The organism is Microbacterium kribbense (genome assembly GCF_039537285.1).
Classification (GTDB): domain Bacteria; phylum Actinomycetota; class Actinomycetes; order Actinomycetales; family Microbacteriaceae; genus Microbacterium; species Microbacterium kribbense.
Map to the genome: position 1 here is coordinate 113,266 of NZ_BAABAF010000006.1, position 25,253 is coordinate 138,518.

Annotated in this window: 24 protein-coding genes and 3 tRNA genes; 22 read left to right on the forward strand and 5 right to left on the reverse strand. The window is 71.8% G+C overall.

Annotated features, from left to right (window positions below; all coding sequences use genetic code 11):
• Positions 1-104 precede the first annotated feature (104 nt).
• Entirely contained in the window at positions 105-887 is a 783-nt protein-coding gene (locus ABD705_RS08790) for an LLM class F420-dependent oxidoreductase (protein ID WP_344782643.1), read from the forward strand.
• Between the two features lie 3 nt (positions 888-890).
• On the opposite strand, the gene ABD705_RS08795 is transcribed toward ABD705_RS08790, so the two are convergent.
• Complete coding sequence (locus ABD705_RS08795; protein WP_344782645.1) at positions 891-1,286, reverse strand: glucose-6-phosphate dehydrogenase; 396 nt, start codon at positions 1,284-1,286, stop codon at positions 891-893.
• Between the two features lie 111 nt (positions 1,287-1,397).
• On the opposite strand from ABD705_RS08795, the gene ABD705_RS08800 reads away from it, so the two are divergent.
• The 3 genes from ABD705_RS08800 (at position 1,398) to ABD705_RS08810 (ending at position 4,562) form a co-directional block, all read left to right on the forward strand.
• Positions 1,398-2,300 carry a 1,4-dihydroxy-2-naphthoyl-CoA synthase gene (locus tag ABD705_RS08800; protein WP_344782647.1) on the forward strand — a complete coding sequence of 301 codons (903 nt, stop codon included), beginning with the start codon at positions 1,398-1,400 and terminating at the stop codon, positions 2,298-2,300.
• Positions 2,301-2,415: 115 nt separating this feature from the next.
• Positions 2,416-3,570: an AMP-binding protein gene (locus tag ABD705_RS08805; RefSeq protein WP_344782649.1), complete on the forward strand. Its 1,155-nt coding sequence runs from the start codon at positions 2,416-2,418 to the stop codon at positions 3,568-3,570.
• A 23-nt stretch (positions 3,571-3,593) separates the two neighbouring features.
• On the forward strand, positions 3,594-4,562 hold the full coding sequence (locus ABD705_RS08810) for a 1,4-dihydroxy-2-naphthoate polyprenyltransferase (protein ID WP_344782651.1): 969 nt from the start codon (positions 3,594-3,596) through the stop codon (positions 4,560-4,562).
• A 6-nt stretch (positions 4,563-4,568) separates the two neighbouring features.
• On the opposite strand, the gene ABD705_RS08815 is transcribed toward ABD705_RS08810, so the two are convergent.
• Positions 4,569-4,994 carry a DUF4229 domain-containing protein gene (locus ABD705_RS08815; protein ID WP_344782653.1) on the reverse strand — a complete coding sequence of 142 codons (426 nt, stop codon included), beginning with the start codon at positions 4,992-4,994 and terminating at the stop codon, positions 4,569-4,571.
• A 79-nt stretch (positions 4,995-5,073) separates the two neighbouring features.
• Between ABD705_RS08815 and ABD705_RS08820 the strand changes: the two genes are divergently transcribed.
• Genes ABD705_RS08820 through ABD705_RS08830 form a run of 3 tightly spaced genes read left to right on the forward strand, consistent with a single transcriptional unit; the run spans position 5,074 to position 8,131 of the window.
• A complete protein-coding gene (locus tag ABD705_RS08820; protein WP_344782655.1) occupies positions 5,074-5,454 on the forward strand; it encodes a PLD nuclease N-terminal domain-containing protein in 381 nt (126 codons plus the stop codon).
• Complete coding sequence (menD, locus tag ABD705_RS08825) at positions 5,444-7,234, forward strand: 2-succinyl-5-enolpyruvyl-6-hydroxy-3-cyclohexene-1-carboxylic-acid synthase (protein ID WP_344782657.1); 1,791 nt, start codon at positions 5,444-5,446, stop codon at positions 7,232-7,234. The genes ABD705_RS08820 and menD overlap by 11 nt, the downstream gene beginning before the upstream one ends.
• A gap of 33 nt (positions 7,235-7,267) precedes the next feature.
• Positions 7,268-8,131 carry a PPK2 family polyphosphate kinase gene (locus ABD705_RS08830; protein WP_344782659.1) on the forward strand — a complete coding sequence of 288 codons (864 nt, stop codon included), beginning with the start codon at positions 7,268-7,270 and terminating at the stop codon, positions 8,129-8,131.
• A gap of 27 nt (positions 8,132-8,158) precedes the next feature.
• On the opposite strand, the gene ABD705_RS08835 is transcribed toward ABD705_RS08830, so the two are convergent.
• A complete protein-coding gene (locus ABD705_RS08835; RefSeq protein ID WP_344782888.1) occupies positions 8,159-9,424 on the reverse strand; it encodes an isochorismate synthase in 1,266 nt (421 codons plus the stop codon).
• Between the two features lie 117 nt (positions 9,425-9,541).
• Here ABD705_RS08835 and ABD705_RS08840 point away from each other — a divergent pair, with 117 nt between their 5' ends.
• The 5 genes from ABD705_RS08840 (at position 9,542) to ABD705_RS08860 (ending at position 14,593) form a co-directional block, all read left to right on the forward strand.
• Positions 9,542-10,075, forward strand: coding sequence for a DUF402 domain-containing protein (locus ABD705_RS08840; RefSeq protein ID WP_344782661.1), 534 nt, complete (start codon positions 9,542-9,544; stop codon positions 10,073-10,075).
• 154 nt (positions 10,076-10,229) lie between these two features.
• Entirely contained in the window at positions 10,230-10,919 is a 690-nt protein-coding gene (locus ABD705_RS08845; protein ID WP_344782890.1) for a class I SAM-dependent methyltransferase, read from the forward strand.
• A gap of 42 nt (positions 10,920-10,961) precedes the next feature.
• Positions 10,962-12,023, forward strand: coding sequence for a polyprenyl synthetase family protein (locus ABD705_RS08850; RefSeq protein ID WP_344782663.1), 1,062 nt, complete (start codon positions 10,962-10,964; stop codon positions 12,021-12,023).
• Positions 12,024-12,083: 60 nt separating this feature from the next.
• A complete protein-coding gene (locus tag ABD705_RS08855; RefSeq protein ID WP_344782665.1) occupies positions 12,084-13,457 on the forward strand; it encodes an FAD-dependent oxidoreductase in 1,374 nt (457 codons plus the stop codon).
• 137 nt (positions 13,458-13,594) lie between these two features.
• Positions 13,595-14,593, forward strand: a complete 999-nt coding sequence (locus ABD705_RS08860) for an alpha/beta hydrolase (RefSeq protein ID WP_344782667.1) — start codon at positions 13,595-13,597, stop codon at positions 14,591-14,593.
• On the opposite strand, the gene ABD705_RS08865 is transcribed toward ABD705_RS08860, so the two are convergent.
• Positions 14,584-15,072, reverse strand: coding sequence for a YajQ family cyclic di-GMP-binding protein (locus ABD705_RS08865; RefSeq protein WP_344782669.1), 489 nt, complete (start codon positions 15,070-15,072; stop codon positions 14,584-14,586). The genes ABD705_RS08860 and ABD705_RS08865 overlap by 10 nt on opposite strands.
• 51 nt (positions 15,073-15,123) lie before the next feature.
• On the opposite strand from ABD705_RS08865, the gene ABD705_RS08870 reads away from it, so the two are divergent.
• The 8 genes from ABD705_RS08870 (at position 15,124) to ABD705_RS08905 (ending at position 22,544) form a co-directional block, all read left to right on the forward strand.
• Entirely contained in the window at positions 15,124-16,998 is a 1,875-nt protein-coding gene (locus ABD705_RS08870; protein WP_425562058.1) for a glycoside hydrolase family 13 protein, read from the forward strand.
• A 52-nt stretch (positions 16,999-17,050) separates the two neighbouring features.
• Positions 17,051-17,962, forward strand: coding sequence for a PfkB family carbohydrate kinase (locus tag ABD705_RS08875; protein ID WP_344782673.1), 912 nt, complete (start codon positions 17,051-17,053; stop codon positions 17,960-17,962).
• Between the two features lie 326 nt (positions 17,963-18,288).
• Positions 18,289-18,370 (forward strand) — tRNA-Tyr (locus ABD705_RS08880).
• Between the two features lie 150 nt (positions 18,371-18,520).
• Positions 18,521-19,801, forward strand: a complete 1,281-nt coding sequence (locus ABD705_RS08885) for a hypothetical protein (protein WP_344782675.1) — start codon at positions 18,521-18,523, stop codon at positions 19,799-19,801.
• 46 nt (positions 19,802-19,847) lie between these two features.
• Positions 19,848-20,657: an inositol monophosphatase family protein gene (locus ABD705_RS08890; protein WP_344782677.1), complete on the forward strand. Its 810-nt coding sequence runs from the start codon at positions 19,848-19,850 to the stop codon at positions 20,655-20,657.
• A gap of 261 nt (positions 20,658-20,918) precedes the next feature.
• Positions 20,919-22,301, forward strand: coding sequence for a M23 family metallopeptidase (locus ABD705_RS08895; RefSeq protein WP_344782679.1), 1,383 nt, complete (start codon positions 20,919-20,921; stop codon positions 22,299-22,301).
• Positions 22,302-22,366: 65 nt separating this feature from the next.
• Positions 22,367-22,438 (forward strand) — tRNA-Thr (locus ABD705_RS08900).
• Positions 22,439-22,470: 32 nt separating this feature from the next.
• Positions 22,471-22,544 (forward strand) — tRNA-Met (locus ABD705_RS08905).
• Positions 22,545-22,617: 73 nt separating this feature from the next.
• Here ABD705_RS08905 and ABD705_RS08910 read toward each other — a convergent pair.
• Positions 22,618-23,439, reverse strand: coding sequence for a DUF1206 domain-containing protein (locus tag ABD705_RS08910; protein ID WP_344782681.1), 822 nt, complete (start codon positions 23,437-23,439; stop codon positions 22,618-22,620).
• Positions 23,440-23,720: 281 nt separating this feature from the next.
• Between ABD705_RS08910 and ABD705_RS08915 the strand changes: the two genes are divergently transcribed.
• Both ABD705_RS08915 and ABD705_RS08920 read left to right on the forward strand, forming a co-directional pair.
• Complete coding sequence (locus tag ABD705_RS08915) at positions 23,721-23,954, forward strand: hypothetical protein (RefSeq protein ID WP_344782683.1); 234 nt, start codon at positions 23,721-23,723, stop codon at positions 23,952-23,954.
• 132 nt (positions 23,955-24,086) lie between these two features.
• Complete coding sequence (locus tag ABD705_RS08920) at positions 24,087-25,187, forward strand: fatty acid desaturase family protein (protein WP_425562063.1); 1,101 nt, start codon at positions 24,087-24,089, stop codon at positions 25,185-25,187.
• Positions 25,188-25,253: the final 66 nt, after the last annotated feature.

Below are 25,253 nucleotides of genomic sequence, written 5' to 3' on the forward strand. Positions count from 1 at the left end.
CTGGTCGGCGCGGAACCCGCCATATGCGACGACCGAACGGAGAGCCGGGCCGCCGGCGGGTGGCGTCACGGCGCGAGGGTGCGCACGGCTCGTAGGCTGAGGGGATGCTCCTCGACACCCCGGTGCGCCTCGGCGTGCAGCTGCGGCCCGAACAAGTGCAATACGCCGATCTGCGTGACGCGGTGCGCGCCCTGGAGGACGCCGGCGTCGACATCGTGTTCAACTGGGACCACTTCTTTCCGCTCTACGGCGACCCGGACGGCACCCACTTCGAAGCGTGGACGATGCTCGGCGCCTGGGCCGAGAGCACCTCGCGCATCGAGTTCGGCACGTTGGTCAACTGCAACGGCTACCGCAACGCCGACCTGCAGGCCGACATGGCGCGCACGCTCGACCACATCAGCGGCGGGCGGTTCATCTTCGGCACCGGTGCGGGCTGGTTCCAGCGCGACTACGACGAGTACGGCTACGCGTTCGGTACGCCGGGCACTCGCCTGGACGCGCTCGCCGAGGGCCTGGCGCGCATCCAGGCGCGGTGGACGGTGCTGAATCCGCCGCCGACGCGGCGCATCCCGGTCATGATCGGCGGCAAGGGCGAGCAGAAGACGCTGCGCCTGGTCGCCCGCCACGCCGACATCTGGCACAGCTTCGTGCCCGCCGACGGCCTCGGGCACAAGATCGGAGTCATCGAGCGCTGGGCCGAGCGCGAGGGGCGGGATGTCTCGGACCTGGTGATCTCGAACGAGCTGCACCGGCGCGACGAGAACGACGCCGATGGGCTCTACGACGCCGGCGTGCGGCTGTTCACGCTCGCGCTGCAGGGGCCCGACTTCGATCACCGCCTGGTCGCCCGGTGGCTGGCCTGGCGCGACGCGCACAACCGCTGAGAGTCAGGCGACGCGCTCGCCGCACATACCGCACACACCGGTCGGCGGCACCTCGACGAAGCAGTTCGGGCACACCGCCGCGACCCGTTCGGGCTGCGGGGTTCTCCGCGGCGCCCGAGGGGCACGCGGTGTGCGCGGCGCCGCTGCGCGGCGCTCGGCGGTGACGGCAGCCGCAGCAGGGACCTGGGGCGTGTGTGCGGCGCAGTAGAGGCGCACCGTCCCGGCCGGGTCGTGCGGATGCCGATGCTTGACCGCCCACAGCGCGGTGCGCGGCAGCAGCTCGGAGCCGATGCCGCACGTCGTGCAGCGGGCCGGATCGCCGGGCATCACGGTGTCGGCGATCATCGGCGTCTCGAAGGGGAGGTCGCTGCGCCAGTCCGACGACCGGGTGATCTTCATGCCTGCCTTCCGGAGGCCGCCGACAGGCGGCGTCCGTCATCCAGTCTCGCACGCGCGGCGGGATACCTGCCCGGCGCGGGCCGGGCCGGGCCGGGTGCGTAGGCTGGACGGATGAGCGTATCCGACCTGTTCGACCCCGCGCAATGGCAGCTCGCGCCGGGTGCCGAGGCGTACACCGACATCACCGCGCACGTCTCGACCGACGGCCGCATCGCCCGGATCGCGTTCAATCGGCCGGAGGTGCGCAATGCCTTCCGGCCCCGCACCGTCGACGAGCTGTACACGGCGCTGGACGACGCTCGGCAGAACCCGAAGATCGGCGCCGTGCTGCTGACCGGCAACGGCCCGAGCCCGAAGGACGGCGGCTGGGCGTTCTGCTCCGGCGGCGACCAGCGCATCCGCGGCCGCGACGGCTACAAGTACTCCGACGACGAGGCCGCCGTGCACGACTCGGCCCGCGCCGGGCGGCTGCACATCCTCGAGGTGCAGCGGCTGATCCGGTTCATGCCCAAGGTCGTCATCGCCGTGGTGCCGGGGTGGGCAGCCGGCGGCGGGCACTCGCTGCACGTGGTGTGCGACCTGACCATCGCCAGCCGCGAGCACGGCCGGTTCAAGCAGACCGACGCCGACGTCGGCTCGTTCGACGCCGGCTACGGGTCGGCGTACTTCGCCCGCCAGATCGGGCAGAAGCTCGCCCGCGAGGTGTTCTTCCTCGCCCAGGAGTACTCGGCCGACCGCGCCTACGAGATGGGCGCCGTGAACCGGGTCGTGCCGCACGCCGACCTCGAGCGCGAGGCCGTCGCGATGGCCCGGACGATCCTGACCAAGTCGCCCACGGCGATCCGGATGCTCAAGTTCGCGTTCAACGCCGTCGACGACGGGATGGTCGGGCAGCAGGTGTTCGCCGGCGAGGCGACGCGCCTGGCCTACGGCACCGACGAGGCCGTCGAAGGCCGTGACTCGTTCCTGCAGAAGCGCGAGCCCGACTGGTCGCCCTACCCCTGGCAGTTCTGATGCGCGGGGTCGGGCGCCGGGTGTCGCAGAAGCAGGCGGGAATGCGGCTTCGCGGCCGTCTGGGTGCGCGGGGCCGCGATCGGGCCTGCTTCTGCGACCGGGGGGACGGCCGCGCATGAGGCTCGAAGCGGTCGACGGCACCGCCGCCGACGTGCTGCCGCGGCTGCACGCGATGCTCGAGGGCAGCGGCCCCGCGCTGGGGCTGGGCACGACGCGGGATGCGACCACCACGGTCGCGGACGGCACGGCCGCCGTCATCACGACGTCGGGATCGACCGGCATTCCCAAGCGCGTCGTGCTCAGCCGCGCCGCGCTGATCGCCAGCGGCACCGCGACCGCGACCCGGGTGGGCGCCGGACCGTGGCTGCTGGCCCTGCCGCCCGGTTACGTGGCGGGTCTTCAGGTGCTGTCGCGCTCGCTGCTGGCCGGCCATGAGCCGGTGCTGCTCGACGGGTCGTTCCGTCCCGAGGCCTTCGCCGCGGCGGCGCTCGCGATGCCCGCCGGCGGATTGTACACCTCGCTGGTGCCCGCCCAGCTGACCCGGCTGCTCGATGCCGCCGAGCACGACGACGCGGTCGCGGCGGCACTGCGCGTGTTCGCCGCGATCCTGGTCGGCGGGCAGGCGCTGCCGGCCCTCGTGCGCCGGCGCGCGCAGGATGCCGGTGCCCGCATCGTGCGCACCTACGGCGCCACCGAGACCTGCGGCGGCTGCGTCTACGACGGGGTGCCGCTGGACGGCGTCACGATCCGTGTCGCAGCCGGCGAGGTGCAGCTGTCCGGCCCCGTCCTGGCGGACGGCTACCTGGATGACGCGGCGCTGACCGACGCCGCCTTTCCGCGGGACGCCGACGGCACCCGCTGGTACCGCACCGGCGACGCCGGAGCCGTCGACGCCGGCGTGCTGCGCGTTCACGGCCGCATCGACAACGTCATCATCTCGGGCGGCATCAACATCTCGCTCGATCGGGTCGAGCGCGTCGTGCGCGACGTCGCGGGTCTTGCGGGTGCCGTCGTGGTCGGGGTGCCGGACGGGCGCTGGGGCGAGGCATCCGTCATCGTGGTCGCGCGCGGCGCGGTGGCCCCCGATGCCGACCCGCGCGCGGCACCCCGCGACACCGAGGCCGACCTGCTGGAGGCGGCCCGCCGCGCCGTCGCCGACCAGATCGGCCCGCATGCCCGACCCGCCCGGCTCGTGTTCGTGGACGAGATGGCCACGCTGCACAGCGGCAAGCCCGACCGCGCGGCGATCGCTCGGGCCGTGACGCGCTGAGCGCGTCGCCTAGACTTCCCCTCGTGGCCCGCACCCCGAACAAGAACCGCCCGCGCACCGCAGCCGCCCGGCGCCAGGCTCGCGGCAACCCCGCGAAGACCGCGCCGCGGCAGACCCTCCCTCCGACCGTCGGCGACTGGATCGGCGCCGCCCGGCTGCGCACGCTGCCCTTGGCGGTCGCGCCCGTGCTCATCGGCACCGGTGCGGCACATGTGATCGACATCCGCTTCCACTGGGCACTGGCCCTCGGCTGCCTGCTGGTCGCGGTCTTCCTGCAGATCGGCGTGAACTTCTCCAACGACTACTCCGACGGCGTGCGGGGCACCGACGACTACCGCGTCGGGCCGACCCGCCTGACCGCCTCGGGCCGGGTGCCCGCACGCACCGTGCTGATCGTCGCGCTGGCCTTCTTCGCGGCGGCCTCGATCGTGGGGCTGACGCTGGTGATCCGCACCGGGCAGTGGTGGATGCTGGCGGTGGGCGCCGTCTGCATCGTCGCGGCGTGGTTCTACACCGGCGGCAAGCGGCCATACGGCTACCACGCGATGGGCGAGCTGTTCGTGTTCGTCTTCTTCGGCCTGGTCGCCACCCTGGGCACGACGTGGATCCAGGTGCAGTCCGCCCCGCAGGAGGCCTGGCTGGGCGGCATCGGCGCGGGACTCCTGGCCGTCGCAGTGCTGGTGGCCAACAACCTGCGCGACATCGACCAGGACCGGGCCGCCGACAAGCGCACCCTGTCGGTGCTGATCGGGCGGCGCGGCTCGCAGATCCTGTTCACCGCCTGCATCGTGCTGGCGTTCGCGATCGCGGCGCTGATCGCGGTGTTCTACCCGGTCGCGTGGCTGGTGATGATGGCGCTGCTGGGCGGTCTGCCTGCGCTGCTGATCATGTGGACCTACCGGGAGCCGCGCGAACTGGTCGTCGCGCTGAGTGTGACCTCGCTGACCGCGCTGGCCTACGGCGCGCTGCTGATGTGGGCGTTCTTCGGCTGAACCGGATCAGGCGCGGTCGGACTTCGCCGGATGCCGGCGATCCGGCACCGTCTGACCAGGGGCGCCGGCGTCCGGCACGGACTGGGTCGGCGCACCGTGCTCCGAGGGCGCCGGGGCTGCGGCGTCCGTCGCCGGATCGGCCACCCCCCGGGCGGCATCGTTGGCGGCGTTCTCGATGTCGGCATCCTGCTCGGCGGCCGTCTTGGCGTGCGTCGCGGTGCGGGCCGCGCGGCGCTCGGCCAGACCCTGCGACACGTCGTTCAGCGGGCGGCGCAGGAAGATGATCGACAGTGAGATGCCGATCAGGGTCGCGAAGATCAGCGCGATCCAGTACATGTCCCGAAAGATCGGGAACAGCATCATGATCCCCAGCGGCACCAGGAACACAAGCAGACGCAGCACCGAATAGACGATGGCGGAGCGGGTCTTCACGCCTTCCATCCTACGCACCGCACCCGTGAGGATGCCGGGCGCCGGGGCCGCGCACAGCCCGTCGGCTTAGGATGAGAGCATGGCTCGGCTGCTTCTGATCCTCGCTTTGGTGGCGGTGATCTTCTGGGTGTTCACGGTGGTGGATGCCGCAGTGCAGCCCCCGCGGCGCCATCGCGGTGTGAGCAAACCGGTGTGGATGCTGATCGTCATCATCTTCCCGATCCTGGGCGGCATCCTCTGGTTCGCCGTCGGCCGGGCCGGCGCCGCCGCCGTGCGCGCACCCGACGACGACCCCGAGTTCCTGCGCGGCCTCGGCGGCGGACATCCGACCGTGCGCGCGGATCACCGCGCCCGCGCCGAGCAGGAGGAGCGCATCCGCAAGCTCGAGCAGGAGCTGTCCCGGCTCGACACCGACGACGACGATCCGCACCCCGGTTCCGGCCCCCGACGTGGGCACTGAGCCCGAATCGGCGGCGCGAGCTCAGCCGAGTCCGGCCACCGATGCCGCCGCCGCGCTGCTCGCGCACCTGGTCGGCCGTGGCATCCGGCACGTCGTGCTCAGCCCCGGCTCGCGCTCGCAGGCACTCGCCCTGGTCGCCGCCGAGCTGGAGCGCCGCGGCACGATCGCCCTGCACGTGCGCATCGACGAGCGCGTCGCGGGCTTCGTCGCACTGGGCATCGGTCGCGAGACGGGGATGCCGGCGGCCGTGATCTGCACCTCGGGAACGGCGACCGCGAACCTGCTGCCCGCCGTGCTCGAGGCCGACCACTCCGGCGTGCCGATGGTGCTGCTGACCGCCGATCGGCCGCCCGAGCTGCGCGGCATCGGCGCGAACCAGACCACCCGCCAGCACGGTATCTACGGTGACCACGTGCGCTGGCAGCGCGACCTGGCGGTGCCGACCGAGGTGGACGACACCGGGTCGTCGGCCCAGGCCGCGGCGCTGTGCGCGGTCGCCGACGAGGCGATGGATGCCGCGCTCGGCTTCGCCCGCGACGGCGCGCCCGGCCCGGTGCACCTGAACCTGCCGTATCGCGAACCGCTGTCGGGCACACTGCCCGCATGGCTGGCCTCGGCCGCCCGGCGGGGGAGCGATGTCTCCTCGGCCGCTGAACGGGGGAGGGCCGCGACCGAGCTGAGACGCCGCGCGGGTGACGTCGCGCCTCGCCGCGCTCGCCCCAGGGCCGAAGTCGTCCTCGACCGCGGCCCGCGCACCATCGTGATCGCCGGGGCCGGTGCCGGCCCCGGCGCCGAAGACCTCGCCTACGCGGGCGGCTGGCCGCTGGTGGCCGAGATCGTCAGCGGCGCACGCTTCGGCCGGCACCTCGTGCACGGCTACCGCGACCTGCTGCGCGAACCGGAGCTGGGCGGCCGGGTGCAGCGGGCGGTCGTGTTCGGGCATCCGACGCTGTCCCGCGAGGTCACGGCGCTGCTGCAACGGAGCGGGATCGAGGTGCTCGCCGTGCGCGGGCCCGGCGAGGCGCTGAACCTCAACGGCGCGACCGTGCCGATCGACGCGGCGACCGTCGCCGACGGGCCGGCCGATCGGGACTGGCTCGGGCAGTGGCTGCGGGCCTCGCGCGCGCACGCCGTCGACGTCGCCCCCCGTGCGCCGGACGCCGACGGCCTGTCGTCGGCGGTGCCGAAGGTGCGGCTGACCGCGCTGTCGGCCGAGGTCGAGCTCATGCGCACCCCGCTGACCCGGGAGCTTCTCGTGGACGGCGTGTGGCGTGCGACCTGGCCGCACGACCGGCTGGTGTTCGGCTCGTCGCGGCTCGTGCGGGTCGCCGACGGCATCCTGCCCGGCAAGAAGGTGCCGGTGCACTCCAATCGGGGCCTGGCCGGCATCGACGGCACGATCGCGACGGCGATCGGCATCGCCGCGGCCAGTCAGGCCGACGGCGGCGCGGGACTGACCCGCGTGCTGCTGGGCGATCTGGCGCTGCTGCACGACATCGGCGCGCTGCTGCTGTCGGCGGCCGAGCCGGACCTGCGCATCCAGATCATCGTCGGCAACGACGGCGGCGGCACGATCTTCGACGGGCTCGAGGTCGGGGCCACGGCGGATGCCGCCGCGATCGACCGCGTGCTGTACACGCCGCACGAGGTCGCGATCGAGCAGCTCGCCGCCGGCTACGGCTGGGAGTATCAGCGGGCGACGACGCGTGCCGAGCTGGATCAGGCGCTGACCGGCACCGCCGGTGACCGCCGCATCATCGAGGTGCCGCTGCCGCGGTAGCGCGAGCCCGACACGGACGGCCATGATGGGCTCATGACCTCGAAGAGCCAGAAGCATTGGACCGGCGACGTCTCGTCGCTGCTGCGCGTGAATTCCGGGTTCCGCCTCGACCGCGTCGACGCGGAGGCCACTCCCGGGTACGGCCGGCGCAAGCGCGACTCGATCGAAGACCTCGTCGACGGCGCCGATGAGCTCAGCGAGCTGCAGGAGCGGCTGTTCTCCGCGAGCCGTGCGCCGGGCACGGATGCCGCGGTGCTGCTGGTGCTGCAGGCGATGGACACCGCGGGCAAGGGCGGCATCATCCGGCACGTGGTGGGGTCAGTCGACCCGCAGGGGGTGTCACTGGCCGCGTTCAAGAAGCCGACGCCCGAAGAACTGGAGCACGACTTCCTCTGGCGCATCCGCGCCCAGGTGCCGGGGCCCGGCATGATCGGCGTGTTCGACCGGTCGCACTACGAGGACGTGCTGATCGGCCGGGTGCGCGAGCTCGCACCGGCCGACGAGATCGAGCGGCGCTACGGGGCGATCAACGGCTTCGAATCCGAGCTGGTCGGCCGCGGCATCCGGATCGTGAAGGTGATGCTGCACATTTCGCCGCGCGAGCAGCGCGACCGGCTGATGGAGCGGCTGGACCGGGCCGACAAGCACTGGAAGTACAACCCCTCCGATGTGGACGAGCGGATGCTGTGGCCGAAGTACATGGCCGCCTACCAGACCGTGTTCGAGCGCACCTCGACCGCTGCCGCGCCCTGGTACGTGGTGCCGGCCAACCGCAAGTGGTACGCGCGCCTGGCCGTGCAGTCGCTGATGCTGGACGCCCTGCACGACATCGGCCCGCGCTGGCCGGCCGCCGGCTTCGACGTCGAGGTCGAGAAGGAGCGCCTGCGCGCGACGTGACCGCCTCGGCGGCGTGCGCCGCGCGGGTCAGGCGATCGCGTCGATGATAGGGCGGAACTTGACGCGGGTCTCGAGCAGCTCCGACTCGGGGTCGCTGCCGGCCACGATTCCGGCTCCGGCGTGCGCGACCACCGGAATCACGCCGCCGACGGCCTCCGGCTCGACCTGCACGCAGCGCAGCGCGATCGCCCATTCACCGTCGCCGTCGGCGCCGATCCAGCCGACCGGGCCGGCATAGCGGCCGCGGTCGAACGGCTCCACCCGGCGGATCACCTCGAGCGCGGCCTCGGTCGGCGTGCCCGCCACCGCCGCGGTGGGGTGCAGTGCCTGGATCAGGTCGAGCGCGCTCGAGCCGTCCGACAGCTCGCCGGCCACATCGGTGGCCAGATGCCAGACGTTCGGCAGCTCCAGCGTGAACGGCTGCTCGCTGGCGCGCAGCGTCGTGGTGTGCCCGGCCAGTGCATCCAGCACGCTGTGCACGGCGTAGCCGTGCTCGTCGAGGTCTTTCGCGCTGGCGGCGAGGGCGGCGGATGCCTCGGCGTCTTCGGGTGCGTCGGCCCCGCGCGGTCGGGTTCCGGCCAGCACTCGTGCGGTCACGAGGCCGTGCCGGGCCGTCACCAGCGTTTCGGGGCTGACGCCGATTATGCCGTCGACGGAATATGCCCAGGTGTCGGGGTAGCCGGTCGCCAGCTCATGCACCAGCCGGCGCAGGTCAGCGCCCTCCGGCACGGTGCCGACCAGGTCGCGCGCGACGACGACCTTGCCCGCCTCACCGGTCGCGATCGCCGCCAGCGCCTGACGCACGGCGTTCTGGTAGCCGTCGGCATCCAGCGCCCCCGGTCCCAGCGTGCCGGCCCAATGCGGGCCGTAGGGAATCGACTGCGGCGCACCCGCGGCGTCCGCCTCCGCCTCGGCGCCCTCGATCTGGATGCTCGTCACCCACCCGCGCCCGCCGCGGGTGCCGACCACGAACGCGGGCACGACGATCGAGCTGGCCGCCGCCGAGCGCTCGTCGAAGGTCAGCGCGCCGAACCCGATCAGCCCCGTGCCCGGCAGATCGACCTCGTCGTCCACGACAGCGTCTGCGCACAGCAGCGTCCACGCGCGCGCCAGCGCCGGCGTGCGCGGCTCGTGCTCGGCGGCCGAGATGTCGATGCGGGTGCGGATGCCGCAGCCGACCATGCCCTCGCCGCGGCGCAGCCACGCCAGCGGAGCGCCCGGATCGGCGAACTCGAGCAGATCGGGCATCGGGTCCACCTCGCGGGTGTGCACGTGCAGGCGCGGGGCGGGCATTCCGGTCACCCGTCAAGCCTACGATGCCCGCCCGCCCCGGCGTCGCGGTCCGCCCTGCCCGCCCCGCGCCCGCGGGCCCGGCCCAGCCCGGCACGCGGGCAGGCCTAGGCTGGGGGCGTGAGCGACCCATCGCGGCCCGCACCCGGCAGCCGGCTGATGTTCGCCTGGCGCAAGTGGGACGGGTCCCCGCACTGGCAGCACGAGTGCGTGTACCTCGGCGCCGACCGGTGGGGTGACTGGGTCGGGCAGCGCACCGGCATGCGCAGCACCCGGCCGGGCCGCGAGCTGATCGCCGCCGGGCCCAACGTGACGCTGATCCCACCGACAGGCACCTATGCAGTGACCGTCAACACCGCGTCGACCTATCTCATCTACATCGATCTGGCTTGGGATCTCCACTGGCAGGACAGCCTTCCCACCGGCATCGACATGGACCTCGACGTCGTCCGCACCCCGGACGGCCGCATCTGGATCGACGACGAGGACGAGTGGGATCAGCACCGGACGCAGCTGGGCTATCCGCCCGACGTCGTCGCCGCACTGCCGCCGCTGGCCGCCGACCTCAAACACCGGGTGGAGGCATCCGCCCCGCCCTTCGACCCGGCCACCGGCACCGACTGGCTGACGGCCCTCGCCGCGCTCGCGCCGTAGCCGCAGCACCGTGCCAGGCCCCGCATAGACTCGACGGGTGAGCACTGAACCGCCCGGCACCGACCCCGGCAGCACCGATCCGCGCGGCGGCGACCCGCGCGCCGCCGTGCCCAATCGGGCCGACCTCGGCAAGGACCCGGGCCGGGTCAGCGGCATGTTCGACCAGGTCGCGGCGGGGTACGACCGCACCAATACCGTGCTCAGCCTGGGCAACGACAAGCTGTGGCGCGTTGCGACCGCCCGCGCCGTCGCGCCGCGCGCAGGTCAGCGCATCCTCGACCTCGCCGCCGGCACCGCCGCCAGTTCCGTCGCACTCGCCCGCCGCGGCGCCGCCGTCGTGGCCGCCGACTTCTCGCCGGGCATGATCGCCGAAGGCCGCCGCCGGCATGCGGATGTCGCGAACCTGACGTTCGAGCAGGCGGATGCCACGGCCCTGCCGTTCGCGGACGACACGTTCGACACCGTGACGATCTCCTTCGGGCTGCGCAACGTGCACGACCCGAGGCGGGCGCTGGCCGAGATGCTGCGGGTCACCAAGCCCGGCGGCCGGCTGGTCATCTGCGAGTTCTCGCACCCGCAGTCGCGCGTCTTCGGCGGCCTGTACGCGTTCTACAACAACCGCATCCTGCCGGTGGTCGCGGGGGCTGTCAGCAGCAACGCCGAGGCGTACGAATACCTCAACGAGTCCATCCGCGACTGGCCGGGCCAGCGGGCGCTGGCCGGCTGGATCCGGGATGCCGGCTGGACCGGGGTGGCCTATCGCGATCTCACCTTCGGCATCGTCGCGCTGCACCGGGCGTCCAAGCCCGGCGCAGCGCCGACCGAGCCCGTCACCGGGGCCTGAGCCGCGCGAATCGCCCATCCTGCGCCAGGTAGGCTGGAACACGTGACCCCGAGCTCTTCCGCGCCGGGCTCGCGCGTGGCGAGTCGTCTCGGCCTGACCGAACGCGTGTTCGCCGGCGCCCGCTCCCGCAAGCTGATGCGCACCGTCGGAGACGGCCTCGCGCGCGTCGAGCAGAACCTGGCCGCGGAGCTGCGGATGACCGACCCGCTGGTGGACGCCACCGTGCGCTACCTGTACGAGGCCGGCGGCAAGCGGGTGCGGCCGATGCTGGTGCTGCTGACGTGCCAGCTCGGCGACGGCGTCACCGACGCCGTCATCGAAGCGGCCACGGCGCTGGAGCTGACCCATCTGGGCTCGCTGTACCACGACGACGTGATGGATGACGCAGACGTGCGGCGCGGGGTTCCGGCGGCGCACTCGGTCTGGGGCAACAACATCGCGATCCTCACCGGCGATCTGCTGTTCTCGCGCGCGAGCCAGATCATGGCGCGCAACGGCGAGCGGGCCATCCAGCTGCAGGCCGACACGTTCGAGCGCCTGGTGCTCGGGCAGATGCACGAGACGATCGGCGCGCAGCCGGGCGATGACCCGGTCGAGTTCTACCTGCAGGTGCTGGCCGACAAGACCGGCTCGCTGATCGCGGCATCGGCCCAGGCCGGTGTGCTCTTCAGCCACGGCCCCGCCGAGTACGAGCAGGCCGTCGTCCAGTTCGGTGAGAAAGCCGGGGTGGCGTTCCAGCTGCTCGACGACGTCATCGACTTGAGCGACGACCCGGGCCACACCGGCAAGGTGCCCGGCACCGATCTGCGCGCCGGCGTGCCGACGATGCCCTACCTGCTGCTCGCGCAGCGGACGGATGCCGCAGCCGTCGACCTGCGTCAGCGCATCGATGCGGGCGTGGCCGAGATCGCCGCGGGCGCCGACCCCGGCATCCTCGACGACGCGCTCGCCGCGCTGCGCGACCACGACGCCACCGCACAGACCAGGCGACTGGCCTGGCAATGGTCCCAAGCGGCGATCGCCGCCATCGAGCCGCTGCCGGACGGGCCGGTGCGCGAGGCGCTCACGCGTTTCGCCGAGGCCGTCGCCGACCGCAGCAGCTGACCCGGCGATCGCCCGCGGCGCAGCTCGTCGCGCCCGCGACCGCCCACCTGAAAGGATTCCATGACCAAGCTCAGGCTTGCCATCATCGGCGCCGGACCGGCCGGCATCTATGCCGCCGACAACCTGCTGAAGGCAGAACGCAAGTTCGACGTCTCGATCGACCTGTTCGACAAGCTGCCCGCGCCCTACGGGCTGGTGCGCTACGGCGTCGCGCCCGACCATCCGCGCATCAAGGGCATCATCACGGCGCTGCGCGACGTGCTGGACCGCGGCGACATCCGCATCTTCGGCAACGTCGAGTTCGGCAGCGACCTGACCCTGGACGACCTGAAGGACCACTATCACGCCGTGATCTTCGCGACCGGCGCGGTGCACGATGCGCCGCTGCCGATCCCGGGCATCGACGCGGCCGGCTCGCACGGTGCCGGCGATTTCGTCAGCTGGTACGACGGGCACCCTGACGTGCCGCGCGAGTGGCCGTTGCATGCCGAGTCGGTCGCAGTCGTGGGCAACGGCAATGTCGCACTGGACGTCGCCCGAATGTTGGCCAAGCACGTCGAAGACCTGCTGCCGACCGAGATCCCGCAGAACGTGCACGACGATATGGCCGCCTCCAAGGTCACCGACGTGCACATCTTCGGCCGCCGCGGTCCGGTGCAGGTGAAGTTCACGCCGCTCGAGCTGCGCGAGCTGGGCGAGCTGCGCGATGTCGACATCGTGCTCTACGACGAGGACTTCGAGTACGACGATGCGGCCAAGGCCGCCATCGCCAGCAACAAGCAGGTCATGGTCATCGACCGCATCCTGCAGTCCTGGCGCGCACGCCCGAGTGCCAACAACGCCGGGGGAGAGGCATCCCGTCGTCTGCATCTGCACTTCTACGCCAAGCCGGTCGAGATCAAGACGGACGCCTTCGGCCAGGTGCACTCGTTCGTGTACGAGCGCACCCAGTCCGATCACAACGGCGGCGTGACCGGCACGGGGCAGCTGCGCGAGCTGCCGGTGCAGGGCTTCTACCGCGCCATCGGCTACTTCGGCACGCCGCTGCCGGGCATCCCGTTCGACAAGCGCCACGGCGTGATCCCCAACCGCGAGGGACAGGTGCTGCGCAAGGACTCCAACGAGAAGGTGCCCGGCGTGTATGTCACCGGGTGGGTCAAGCGCGGTCCGGTGGGCCTGATCGGCCACACCAAGTCGGACGCGATGGAGACGGTGCGCCACATCATCAACGACCAGGCGTCGTGGTGGAACCCGGCGCACCCCGGGCTCGAGGCGATCCCGGCGCTGCTGGCGCAGCGCGGCGTCGCCTGGACCGACTTGGAGGGCTGGCACCGGCTGGACGCGCACGAGATCGCCCTCGGCGAGCCGTTCCAGCGGGCTCGCGTGAAGGTCGTGCCGCGTGAGGAGATGGTGCGCATCTCCCGCGCCGAATGATCCACCGACTCACTCCCGACTTCTGGTCGCCCACGGCGGTGATCGCGCTGCGGGCGGCGCTGCGCGGCGCCGCCCGCCCGCGGCGCGCCGCCTCCGGTCCGGCGACGGCGTGAGCCTGCAGCTTCTACTGTGGGGCTATGCAGTGGGAGCCTGACATCCTCGGTCCGTCGTTCCAACAGCGCACGCTCAGCCTCGGCCAGGACTCTGAGGGACATGTCGTGGCGACCCTGGTGCGCAGCCTGCCGGGTCTGCTCGCACGGGGGCGCGGTCCGTTCTCCGACGTCGACGTGCTCAGCGTGCACGGCTGGTCGGACTACTTCTTCCAGACCGAGCTGGCGCGCTTCTGGACTTCGCGCGGCGCCCGCTTCTACGCCGTGGACCTGCGCAAATACGGGCGCAGCCTGCGCCCCGAGCAGACTCCCGGCGACATCGCGGACCTGCAGTGGTACGACGCCGACATCGACGCGGCCCTGTCGGCGATGGGCCACGGTGCCGGCTCGCCGTCGCGTCGCCGGCTCGTGCTGCAGGGGCACTCCACGGGCGGGCTGATCTTCGCGCTCTGGTCGGCACGGCACCCGGGCCGGGCCGATGCGCTGATCCTGAACAGCCCGTGGCTCGAGCTGCAGCTGGGAGCGATGGGCCGCAATGCGCTGATGCCGCTGGTGCAGGCCCGAGCGCACCTCGACCCGCATGCGCCGCTGCCGGCCGTCGATCTCGGCCTGTACACCCGGGCACAGCACGAGGTGGGCGCCGTGGCCGGCACGCAATACCGTGCGGACTGGCGCCCCGCCCGCGGGTTCCGAGTGCATGCGGCCTGGCTCGGTGCGGTGCTGGAGGGCCATCGTCGCATCGCCGCGGGGATGGATGCCGGCTGCCCGGTGCTCGTGCTGCTGTCGGCGCGGTCGACCCCGCCGTTGTCGTGGTCGGAACAGATGACCACGACCGACTCGGTGCTCGTGGTCGACGACATCGCCCGGGTCTCCACCCGGCTCGGCCGACTGGTCACCGTCAGCCGCATCGAGGGGGCGCTGCACGACGTGTTCTTGTCCTACCCGGAACCGCGTGCGGCCGCCTACGGCGTGATGGCGCACTGGCTGCCGCGCGCGCTGCGCATGGCGCCGGTGCTCTATCGGTAGTTCGTGAACTGCAGGTCGACGTCCAGGTCGGCGGCCTTGAGCACCCGGATGACCTCCTGCAGGTCGTCGCGGCTCTTGGACTGCACGCGCAGCTCGTCGCCCTGGATCTGCGACTTCACGCCGCGCGGCGCCTGGTCGCGGATGATCTTGCTGATCTTCTTCGCGTTCTCCTGCGAGATGCCGTCCTTCAGGCTCGACGAGATGCGGAACTCCTTGCCGCTGGCCTCGGGCTGACCCGACTCCAGGCTCTTCAGTGAGATGCCGCGCTTGATCAGCTTGGTCTGGAAGACATCCAGCACCGCCTTCGCGCGCTCCTCGGTGTTCGCCGTGATCAGGATCTGCTCGCCGCTCCACGTGATCGACGCGCCGGTGCCCTTGAAGTCGTAGCGCTGCTCGACCTCTTTGCGTGCCTGGTTCAGGGCGTTGTCCGCCTCCTGGTGATCGACGGTGGAGACGATGTCGAAGGATGAGTCAGCCATGCGCTCATCCTACTGAGCGCTGAGTGCGCAGACGTGGGGAGAATGGACGGCGTGACCCTGCACCCGCACCACGACGGCTCGCCCCTGCACGTCTCCACCCGGCATCCGGCCCTCGGCGACCGCGTCACGGTGCGGCTGCGGGTGCCGACCGGTGCCGCGCCGATCGCGCGGGCGCTGGTGCGCTCCAACCCCGACCATGAGCCGGTGTGGGCCGAGGCATCCCGCGACGGCGATGCCGACGGCTGGGAATGGTGGTCGGCGGTCATCACGGTCGCCAACCCGCGGCACGGCTACCGCTGGCAGCTGATCTTCGCCGACGGCACCACCGGCACGCTCACCCAGGGCGGCTTCACCCACCTGGAGGCCCTCGACGCGGTCGACTTCGCGCTGGTCGCCGGCAACGCGCCGCCGGCGTGGCTGGATCACGCCGTGATGTACCAGGTCTTCCCGGACCGGTTCGCGCGCTCGGCCGCCGCCGACACGCGGCCGATACCGGACTGGGCGATCCCGGTCGGCTGGGACACTCCACTCGACCCGCTGCCGCCGGGGCGCAGCGGGCAGTTCTACGGTGGCGACCTCGATGGCATCGTGGACCGCCTCGACCACATCCAGGACCTCGGCTTCACGATCGTGTACCACACGCCGATCTTCCCGGCCCGGTCCAACCACCGCTACGACGCCTCGAGCTTCGATCGGGTCGATCCGCTGCTCGGCGGCGACGAGGCGTATCTGCGGCTGATCGACGCGGTGCACGAGCGCGGGCTGCACATCATGGGAGACCTGACCAGCAACCACTCCGGCGACGCGCACGAGTGGTTCCAGGCCGCTTTTCGGCACCCCGGGGCGCCCGAGAGCGCGTTCTACTACTTCCGCGATGCCGCACAGACCGAGTACGAGTCGTGGCTGGGCGTGCCGAGCCTGCCGAAGTTCAACTGGAACTCGACCGAGCTGCGGCGCCGGTTCATCGAAGGATCCGACTCGGTGGTGGCCAAGTGGCTGGCCGAGCCGTACCGTGCCGACGGCTGGCGCATCGACGTGGCCAACATGACCGGGCGCCTCGGCGCCGAAGACCTCAACGCGCAGGTGCGCCAGACGCTGCGCCGCACCATGGTCGAGACCAATCCCGACACGCTGCTGCTGGCGGAGTCGACCAACGACGCCGCCAGCGACATCCAGGGCGACGCCTGGCACGGCGCGATGACCTACCCGGCATTCACGCGCGGCATCTGGGCGTGGCTGTCCGAGCCGACCGCGGATGCCTGGTTCTTCGGCATCCCGACCGGCATGCCGCGCTACACCGCGCGGGAGTTCGTCGACCAGCTGCAGCGGTTCACCTCCCAAGTGCCGTGGCGGGTGCGGCTGGGCTGCATGCAGCCCCTGGACACCCACGACACCGCCCGGTTCGCCACGCACGCGGCCGCGGGCACGGTGCCGCTGGCTGTCGGGCTGGCGATGACCCTGCCGGGCCTGCCCGTGGTGTTCGCCGGCGACGAGTTCGGGCTGACCGGGGTGGACGGCGAGATGAGTCGCACACCGATCCCGTGGGATCGCATCGACGAGCCCGAGATCGCCGCGCGCATCGCGCTGTACCGCGGCCTGATCGGGCTGCGGCACCGATTCGACGCGCTGCGCACCGGGGGGCTGCGCTGGCTGCACGTGGACGACGAGACGATCGTGTTCGTGCGCGAGAGCGCCGACGACGCCGTGCTGGTGCTCGCCTCGCGCGGCGATGTCGACCTCGAGCTGCCGGCACCGCTGGTGCTCGGCGCGGCGGCCGCCGTCAGCGTGTTCGGCGCCGCGACGCTCGGCACCGCCGACGACGGGGCGGTGCTGCTGTCGGCCGAGGGGCCGGTGTTCGCGGCGTGGAGCCTGCCGGGCGTTGTCGCACCGGCGGCGACCGCGGCGGCGACGCCCGCTACCGTGTAGGCCGCAACAGGATGCCCCGGCCCGGCCGGGGCTTCTGTCTAGACTGGCGCGCATGGAACAGGATGCCCCGGTCGTCGTGATCGGCGACGCACTGATCGACGAGTTGCGTGAGGGCAGCTCGGTCACCGAGCTCGTGGGCGGGGCCGCGTTGAACGTCGCCGTGGGACTGGTGCGGCTGGGGGTGCCGGCGACGCTGATCGCGATGGTCGGCGACGACGAGGCGGGCCAGCACATCCGCGCATACCTGCGGGATTACGGCGTGTCGCTGCTGGCGACCCCGTCTGCGCTGGGCTCGTCGCGGGCGGTGTCGCTGCGAACTGGCGGCGAACCGGTCTATGAGTTCAACGCTGCCGCACGGGCGCGCCGGGTGGAGTTCGGTGCGGCCGAGCGCGCGGCGATCGAGGCGGCGCCGATGACGGTGGTGAGCTGCTTTCCGTTCGACGACGCGGCGCAGGCCCGCCAGCTGGCCGATGCGGTGGGGGAGCGCCCGCTGGCAATCGACCCGAATCCGCGCTCGGGGATGCTGGCCGACCGGACCGAGTTCGTGCACGGCTTCGAGTCGCTCGTACCCCGGTGCACGCTGGTGAAGGTCGGTGACGACGACGCCGCGCTGCTGTACTCGAGCGCCCTGGACGCCCTGCGGGTGCGCCTGGCCGAAGCCGGCGCCCAGGTGGTGGTGGCCACGGCCGGCGCCGCCGGTGCGGCGCTGCAGGCCGGGGGCGACCAGATCACGGCACCGGTGGCGCAGTTGCCGGGCCCGGTGATCGACACGATGGGCGGTGGTGACGCCGTGCTGGCCGCGTTGGTGGCCTCGATCGTGCAGGATGCCCCGGCCAGTGCCCCGGCCTGGGCGGATGCGCTCGAGCGTGCGCTGCGCATCGCCGCCGCGACCGTCCGGTTCCACGGCGCGCTGCTGCGCCTGCCCGACGCCGTCGCGATGGACCTGGACCGCCTCGGCACCTGATCCCGCCGCCTCACTCCGACGCGCCGGTGGTTTGCCCGCCGAGAAGGTCCCTATTCCGCCGAGAAGGTCCTTTGTGCGCCGAGGTGGTGCGCACCTTCTCGGCGCAGAGCAGGCGTTCTCGGCGTGGAACGCACCTTTTCGGCGCAGAGCACGCCTTCTCGGCGGTGGGATGACCACCTCGGCGTAGGACGCGCCTTCTCGCGGTGCGAAGCACCACCTCGGCGGTGCGCGGACGGGTGCGATGTGGTTCACGGGCGGGTGTCACACCGGGTAATATGGATGCTCGCGCCTCCGGTCGACTGGACAAGCTGGGCGGGTGCGCACTTGGCGAGTTACCCAAGCGGCCAAAGGGATCTGACTGTAAATCAGCCGTCTTCGACTTCGGGGGTTCGAATCCCTCACTCGCCACGTTCCGAAAGGCCCCGCCCCCGCGGGGCCTTTCGTCGTCTCAGCGTGCCCGTGGCGGCGTCCATCCACAGCCTGCACGGAATCTCGCAGGACAGGGGTCGGCATGTCAGGATGGACGGGTGGGCGACGCCCGCCGACGAGAGGACATCCATGACTGGGCCCCGTGCGATGCGATCCGATCAGGATGCGTCGAACTCGAAGATCCTGAGAGCGGCGATCTGGGTCGCGATCGGCGCACTCATCGCCGCTGCGATCGTCTGCGTGATCATGGTGCTCGTCGGCACCGCCGGCGGAATCGTCGGGCGCGCGTTCCTGACGATCCTGCTGATGGTGGCCTTCGCCGGCGTCGCGCTGATGGACACCTATCTCGCTCCGCGTCGCCCGGTCTGGTTCGCCCTGACCAGCATGGTGGTCTGGGTCGTGACGCTGCTGATCGGCGCCGTCATGATCTGGCTGCCGTTCCGCGACAGCGCGCTGGACGACTTCGGCGGCGGCGGCGGACGCTTCATGTCGTTCCTGCTGATCGTACTGATCCTGCAGTTGGCGGTGCTGCACGTGCGCCTGTACGTCAAGGCATGGGAGCGGCACGCGACCACGTTCACGAGCGCCGTGGCGTGGGCGACGATCGTGCTGGTCGGCCTGCTCGCGCTGGCGCTGGTGTTCCCGCTGATGCTCAAGGAATGGGTGCACTTCCACGACATCTACTGGCGGCTGACGGTGTCGATCGCCATCCTCGCCGCCGTCGGCACCGCGCTGGTGCCGCTCGTGAACGCATTGTTCGCGCCGCGCCTGCCGCACGCCGCGCCGCCGGCCGCTGCCGCATGGCCGACCTACTCAGATGGCCGCACTCCGCTGCCGGTGCTGCCGGATGGTCAGCCCGACTGGAATGCCTATTACACCGGGCGCCCGACCGCCCCGCCGGCGCCCGCCGGGCGGGACGGGTGGGGCCAACCGGGGACGGCGTGGGCGGCCACCGAGCCGGCCCCGGCGATCCAGCCGCAGTATGGTGCGGCTCCGGATGCCTCGTGGCAGGCCGCCGCGGGCGGGTCCACGCCGTCGCCTGCTTATGCCGCGCCGGGGGGTCATGCGGACTGGCCCGCGCCGACCGGTGTGCCCGACCCGACGCCGGGGCCCGCACCGGAGCCCTGGCCTTCCCCGGCACCTGCGCCGGAGCCCGCACCCGCGCCGGAGCCGGCACCCGGCTGGCCGGCACCCGCGCCGGAGCCCGCACCCGGCTGGCCGGCTCCCGAGCCCGCTCCGGGACCGATGCCGCCGGCGCCGCCGGCCGAACCGCCGATGCCCGGCGGCCCCGGCTTCCCGCCCGCGCCGCCGCTGCCGCCGCAGCAGCAGTGGACCGGCGGCCGGCCACCGGCATCCCGCCGCAGCAGCCGACCGGCCACCGACCTCCCGCCGCAGCCGCTTCAGCAGTAGCCCGGCGGCGGCCACCGGCGTCGCGCTACGGCGCTACCGTGGGCATATGGCACCCGCAGACGACCTCGCCCACCTCGCCGCCGACATCGCGCGCGACGCAGCCGGCCTCGCGAAGCTGCGCCGCGCCGAGGGCGTGCACATCGCGGCGACGAAATCGGCACTCGCCGACATCGTCACGGCGGCGGATCGCGAGGTCGAAGCGCTGATCCGCGAGCGGCTCGCGCGCGAGCGGCCCGGCGACGGATTTCTCGGTGAGGAGTCCGGCGCGCAGCAGGGCACGACGGGCATCACCTGGGTGGTCGATCCCATCGACGGCACCGTGAACTATGCCTACGGCATCCCCTCTTATGCCGTGAGCATCGCGGCGGTGCAGGGCGAGCCCGAACCCGCCCAGTGGCAGGCGCTGGCCGCCGCCGTCGTCGCCCCGGCGCTGGGCGAGCAGTTCGGCGCGACCCGCGGTCAGGGGGCGTGGCTCGAGGTCGACGGCGCGCGACACGCGCTGGCGGTCAATGAGCACACCGGCCCCGCAGGCGCCCTGCTGGCGACCGGCTTCGGCTACGACCCCGCCACGCACGTGGGCGACCTCGCCCGCCTCACCCGGGTGATGCCGCTCGCGCGCGACATCCGCCGCGCCGGCGCGGCTTCGCTCGACCTCGCCTACGTCGCCGCAGGACGGCTGGATGGCTACTTCGAACGCGGCCTGAACCCGTGGGACCACGCGGCGGGCGCGCTGCTGGTCGAAGAAGCCGGTGGCCGAGTGGGCGGCACCCCGGGTGGACGCCCCGGCAAGACCATGACCATCGCCGCCGGCACTGCCCTGTTCGACCGGCTGAGGGGCGCCATCGACGATCGGTAGTGATGTGGATAGCGACATCGATAGTGATATATCGGCGGTGTGCATGGCGTTCCCAGCGAACCGGCGCTAGTGTTTACCTATTCGTTACCTTCGCTGACCCGAGCGGCGGGGTGATCAGAGCCCGACGTAAGACCGTTGCCCGCGACACGACCCGAGAGTTCCTCCCTTTTGTCCCTTGATGCCCCCCAGGCTGACGCCGCCTTGACGCGCCGCGCAGCCCGCGCCTCGGTAGCGCGCGCGCAGACGGCACAGCCGGTCGCGATGACCCGTGCGCAGGCGCGCCGACAGGAGCAGTCCCGTGAGGCGGCTCCGGTGGCCGTGGGGCGCGTCGACGGGACATCGGCAGGCACGATCGCGGTGATCGTGCCTGAGACCATGGATGCCGCTGCGCAGCCGGTCGTCGACGACGGCATCGTCGCGCAGTCGACCGCGTCCGAGGTCGCCGTCGCGTCCCGCGCCACCTCCTCCGACGTGGCGGCCGCCCCCTCGGCAGACGCCAGCACCACCTCGCCGGCCGCCCCCGCAGGGGCGGCTGTCCCATTGACGCGGCGCCGTGCGCGCCAGCGCACCGCGGCGGTGACGCCGGTCCTGTCGACCACCGTGCTGCAGCCCGAGCGGTCGGCGTCGGCGCAGCTGCATTCGACCGCACTGCCCATGACGGTCGCACCCGCGACCGACCTGCCCAGGGCCGTCGTGCCGGCAGCGGCGTCCGCGACGGTGTCGCCGGCAACCGTGACAGCCCCGCACGCGACCCCTGACCAGGCGGTGCCCGTTCCGACCGCCGACGAATTCGAAGAGGCAGTGCGGCGGCTCTCGTTCACCGGTCCGACCCAGGTGCGGCCCGAGCCACGCGTCGACGCGGACGAGTCGGCACCGGCGCCGAAGGCCGCGCGGCCGAAGAGGAAGCACACCGCGATCAAGCGGCTGGCCGCAGCATCCCTCTCGTTCAGCGCCGTCGTCGCGGTGGGCCTGCTCACCGTCGGCGCGACCCTGCCGGCCGAAGCGGTCGCGTCGCCGTCCACCCACCTCGTCGGGGCCGCCGGTGCGCAGCGCGCCGGTGATGTCAGCGCCAGCGCGAGCGGCGAGATCCAGGCCTACGTGGCTCCGGCCGATTCGGGTCCGGCGCCGACCGACCTCGACCGGTCGGCGAACTACACCACCGCGAGGCTGGCCGTGATGGCCGGCACGACCGGCATCTCGAATCTGTCGAACCGGGTCTTCACGAACAACACGGCATGCGCCGTGCAGTGGCCGTTCGCCGTGGGCGTTCCGATCTCCTACGGGTTCGGTCCGCGGCCCGGCGAGTTCCACACCGGCGTCGACTTCACTCCGGGTCGGGGCGCGCACATCCAGGCGATCGCCGACGGCGTCGTGCGCATCGCCACCAACAGCGGCGGCGGGTACGGCGTCACCGTTGTGCTCGACCACGAGATCGACGGCCAGCACTGGGCCAGCCGGTACGCGCACATGGAATACGGGTCGATTCAGGTGCGCGTCGGGCAGAAGGTGCAGGTCGGCGAGTACCTCGGACGCACGGGCAATACCGGGTTCTCGTTCGGTGCGCACACGCACTTCGAGATCCTGCAGAACGGCGTCACGCCGATCGACCCGCTGCCGTGGCTGCGGGCGCACAACAAGTGCTGAGCCGGTTCGGCACCACCGTGCGGCTCTGATATTCTTTTCTGGTTGCCCGAAGCGATTCGGGCCGCGCCCCGATAGCTCAGTGGCAGAGCACTTCCATGGTAAGGAAGGGGTCGTCAGTTCAATCCTGACTCGGGGCTCGCATGCATTCCGGCTCGCCCGGATGCCTTGCGGCAGGGTAGCTCAGTTGGTGAGAGCGCACGACTCATAATCGTGAGGTCGAGAGTTCGAATCTCTCTCCTGCTACGGATTCAAACCCCCGGAATTCCGGGGGTTTTGTCGTGTCAGACCCGTTGTGGCCACGGACCGGTGGCGGGCCTCACAGCCGCGCGTAGCGCGCGCGGAACAGGCAGAACAGGCCATAGGCGACGAAGCCGATCCCGACTATGCCCGCCAGCCACGGCCCGAACGGCAGTGCTATCAGCGCCGTGATCGCGGTGTCGAGTCCGCCTGCCGCACCGGGGTCGACGCGCACGGCGGCGATGACCAGCAGAACACCGACGGTGGCCAGGGCGACGCCCTTCGCGATGTAGCCGACGGCGCCCAGAGCGACGATCCCGGTGCCGAGCGGGCCGGAAGGCAGTGCCAGCTGGGTGCGGAAGCCGCGGCGGATCCCGCGGACGACGAACCCGATGCCGATCGCCGTCACGACGCACCCGACGAGGCCGAGCACGATCGGGCCGCCCGGCAGCAGCAGTGCCGCATGGCTCGCGCCCCGGGCCGTCTTCGTGCTGTTCGGCCGCGCCCCGAGGGCGACCGAGGCCGACACCACCGCCAGCGCAAGATAGACGGCCGTCTGCCCCCACTGCGAGACGCGCCGCCCCCACTTCTTCGCCGTGCTCTTCACATCGTCCGGGCGGCCCCGGGCGAGCACTCCCTCCAGGCCGTGCCAGACGCCCAGCCCGGCCAGCAGGGTCGCCATCACCCACAACGCGACGAACCCCAGCGGCGCCGTGGCGATGGCTTTGAACGCGCCGGTCTGATCCCCTTCCGCCCGGCCGCCGAACGCGATCACGAAGATGATCGCTCCGATCAGCGCGTGCACGACGCCGTTCGCGGCGAACCCGCCCCGGGCGAGCCCCCGCACCAACGGGCTCGACTCCGCGGCCCGTGCCGCCTTCCTGGTTGAGGTGCTTGCCATCTGCACAGGCTCCGGTCTGCTCTGCCGTCTCGGCTGGATCTCAGGTCAGCATGACACCGGCCGCGGGTCATCCGCTATAGTTGAAGCACGCGATGTGGTCCGTGATCCGGATCCCGTGTCATAGCGCCCCCGCGCTGCTGCTTCTGCTTCTCGCAATCCGCCGAAGAAGGCGTCGATTGCATTCAACGAATCGAATGATCATCTCTGCTGTAACCGCATCCCCGCTTCCTTCCGCGCGCCTGTCCTGGCGTCAAGCCGATGACGACGTCCATGTCGCAACCGTGAACGGCGAGTTCGCCGGCTACGTCGCCGGCCATGGCGCCGGCTTCCTCGTGCACGACGGCACCGGCCACCGAGTGGCCTTCCGCTCGACGCTCGGTGCCGCCCGTGCCGCGCTGGCCGAGGTCACGGCATCCGCAGGGTCCGACGCGCCCGTGACGCGCCCGTTCGCCGCCCGCGCGGCGGCACCGAAGGCCGCGCGCCCGCGTCGGCATCGTGCCCGCGTGCTGCGCTGAGCATCCGCCGCACATGCCGCCCGGCGTATGTGTGGGGGCGTACCGTAAGGTAAGCGATCGGCAGCCGCCCTTGGCTTTGCCACGACCCCGCACAGCGCGGTCACGATCGAAATCGGGTGCATCATCGCCACCATCGCCACCGGCACTCCGGCCCGACTCGGACCCGTCCGCCAGACCTACGCCGGCACCGAGACCTTTCCCCCGGTAGCCCACGCCTACACCCAGGTCGCACGCGTCGTCCGCGAAAGCAAGCTGATGCGCCGCGCACTGTGGTTCTACATCGTCGTCGCGGCCGCGATCGCCGTCGGGTTCGGCGGGTGCATCACCGGATTCATCCTGTTCGGCGAGAGCTGGTACCAGCTCCTGATCGCCGGTGCCCTCGGCATCCTGTTCACCCAGGTGGCGTTCCTCGCGCACGAGGCGGCGCACCGCGCGATCCTCAGCACCGGCCCCAGCAATGACCGGCTCGCGCTGATCCTGGGCGGCATCGTCGGCATGAGCTACTCGTGGTGGGACTCCAAGCACTCCCGCCACCACGCCAATCCCAACAAGGTCGGCAAAGACCCCGACATCGAGATCGACACGATCTCGTTCCTCGACGAGGACGCGGCCAAGGCCCGTGGCATCCAGCGTCTGATCACGCGCAAGCAGGGGTGGCTGTTCTTCCCGCTGCTGACGCTGGAGGGCCTGAACCTGCATCTGCTCAGCGTCCGCCACCTCGCCTCGCGCGGCAAGATCAAGACCCGCTGGTCCGAGCTGGGCATGCTCGCCCTGCGCTTTGCGGCCGTGCTCGTGCCGGTGTTCCTGTTCCTGCCGCTGGGCATGGCCTTCGCCTTCATGGGCGTGGAGCTGGCGGTGTTCGGCGTCTACATGGGCGCGACCTTCGCCCCCAACCACAAGGGCATGCCGATCATCGCGAAGGACGCCAAGCTCGACTTCTTCAGCAAGCAGGTGCGCACCTCCCGCAACATCCGCGGCGGCTGGTGGGCGACCTGGCTGATGGGCGGCCTGAACTATCAGGTCGAGCACCACCTGTTCCCCGGCATGGCCCGGCCGTATCTGTCCCACGCACGGGGCATCGTGCGCGACTACTGCCGCACCAACGACGTGCCCTACACCGAGACGAGTCTGTGGCGCTCCTACGCCATCGTCATCGCCTACCTGAACCGCGTCGGACTCGCCGCACGCGACCCGTTCGACTGCCCGATGGCGTCGCAGTACCGTCGCGGCTGACTCCGGATGCCGCCGGCGGCGGGCTGCATACGACGGCGCCCCACACCGTCGCGTGCCGCGCTAGCC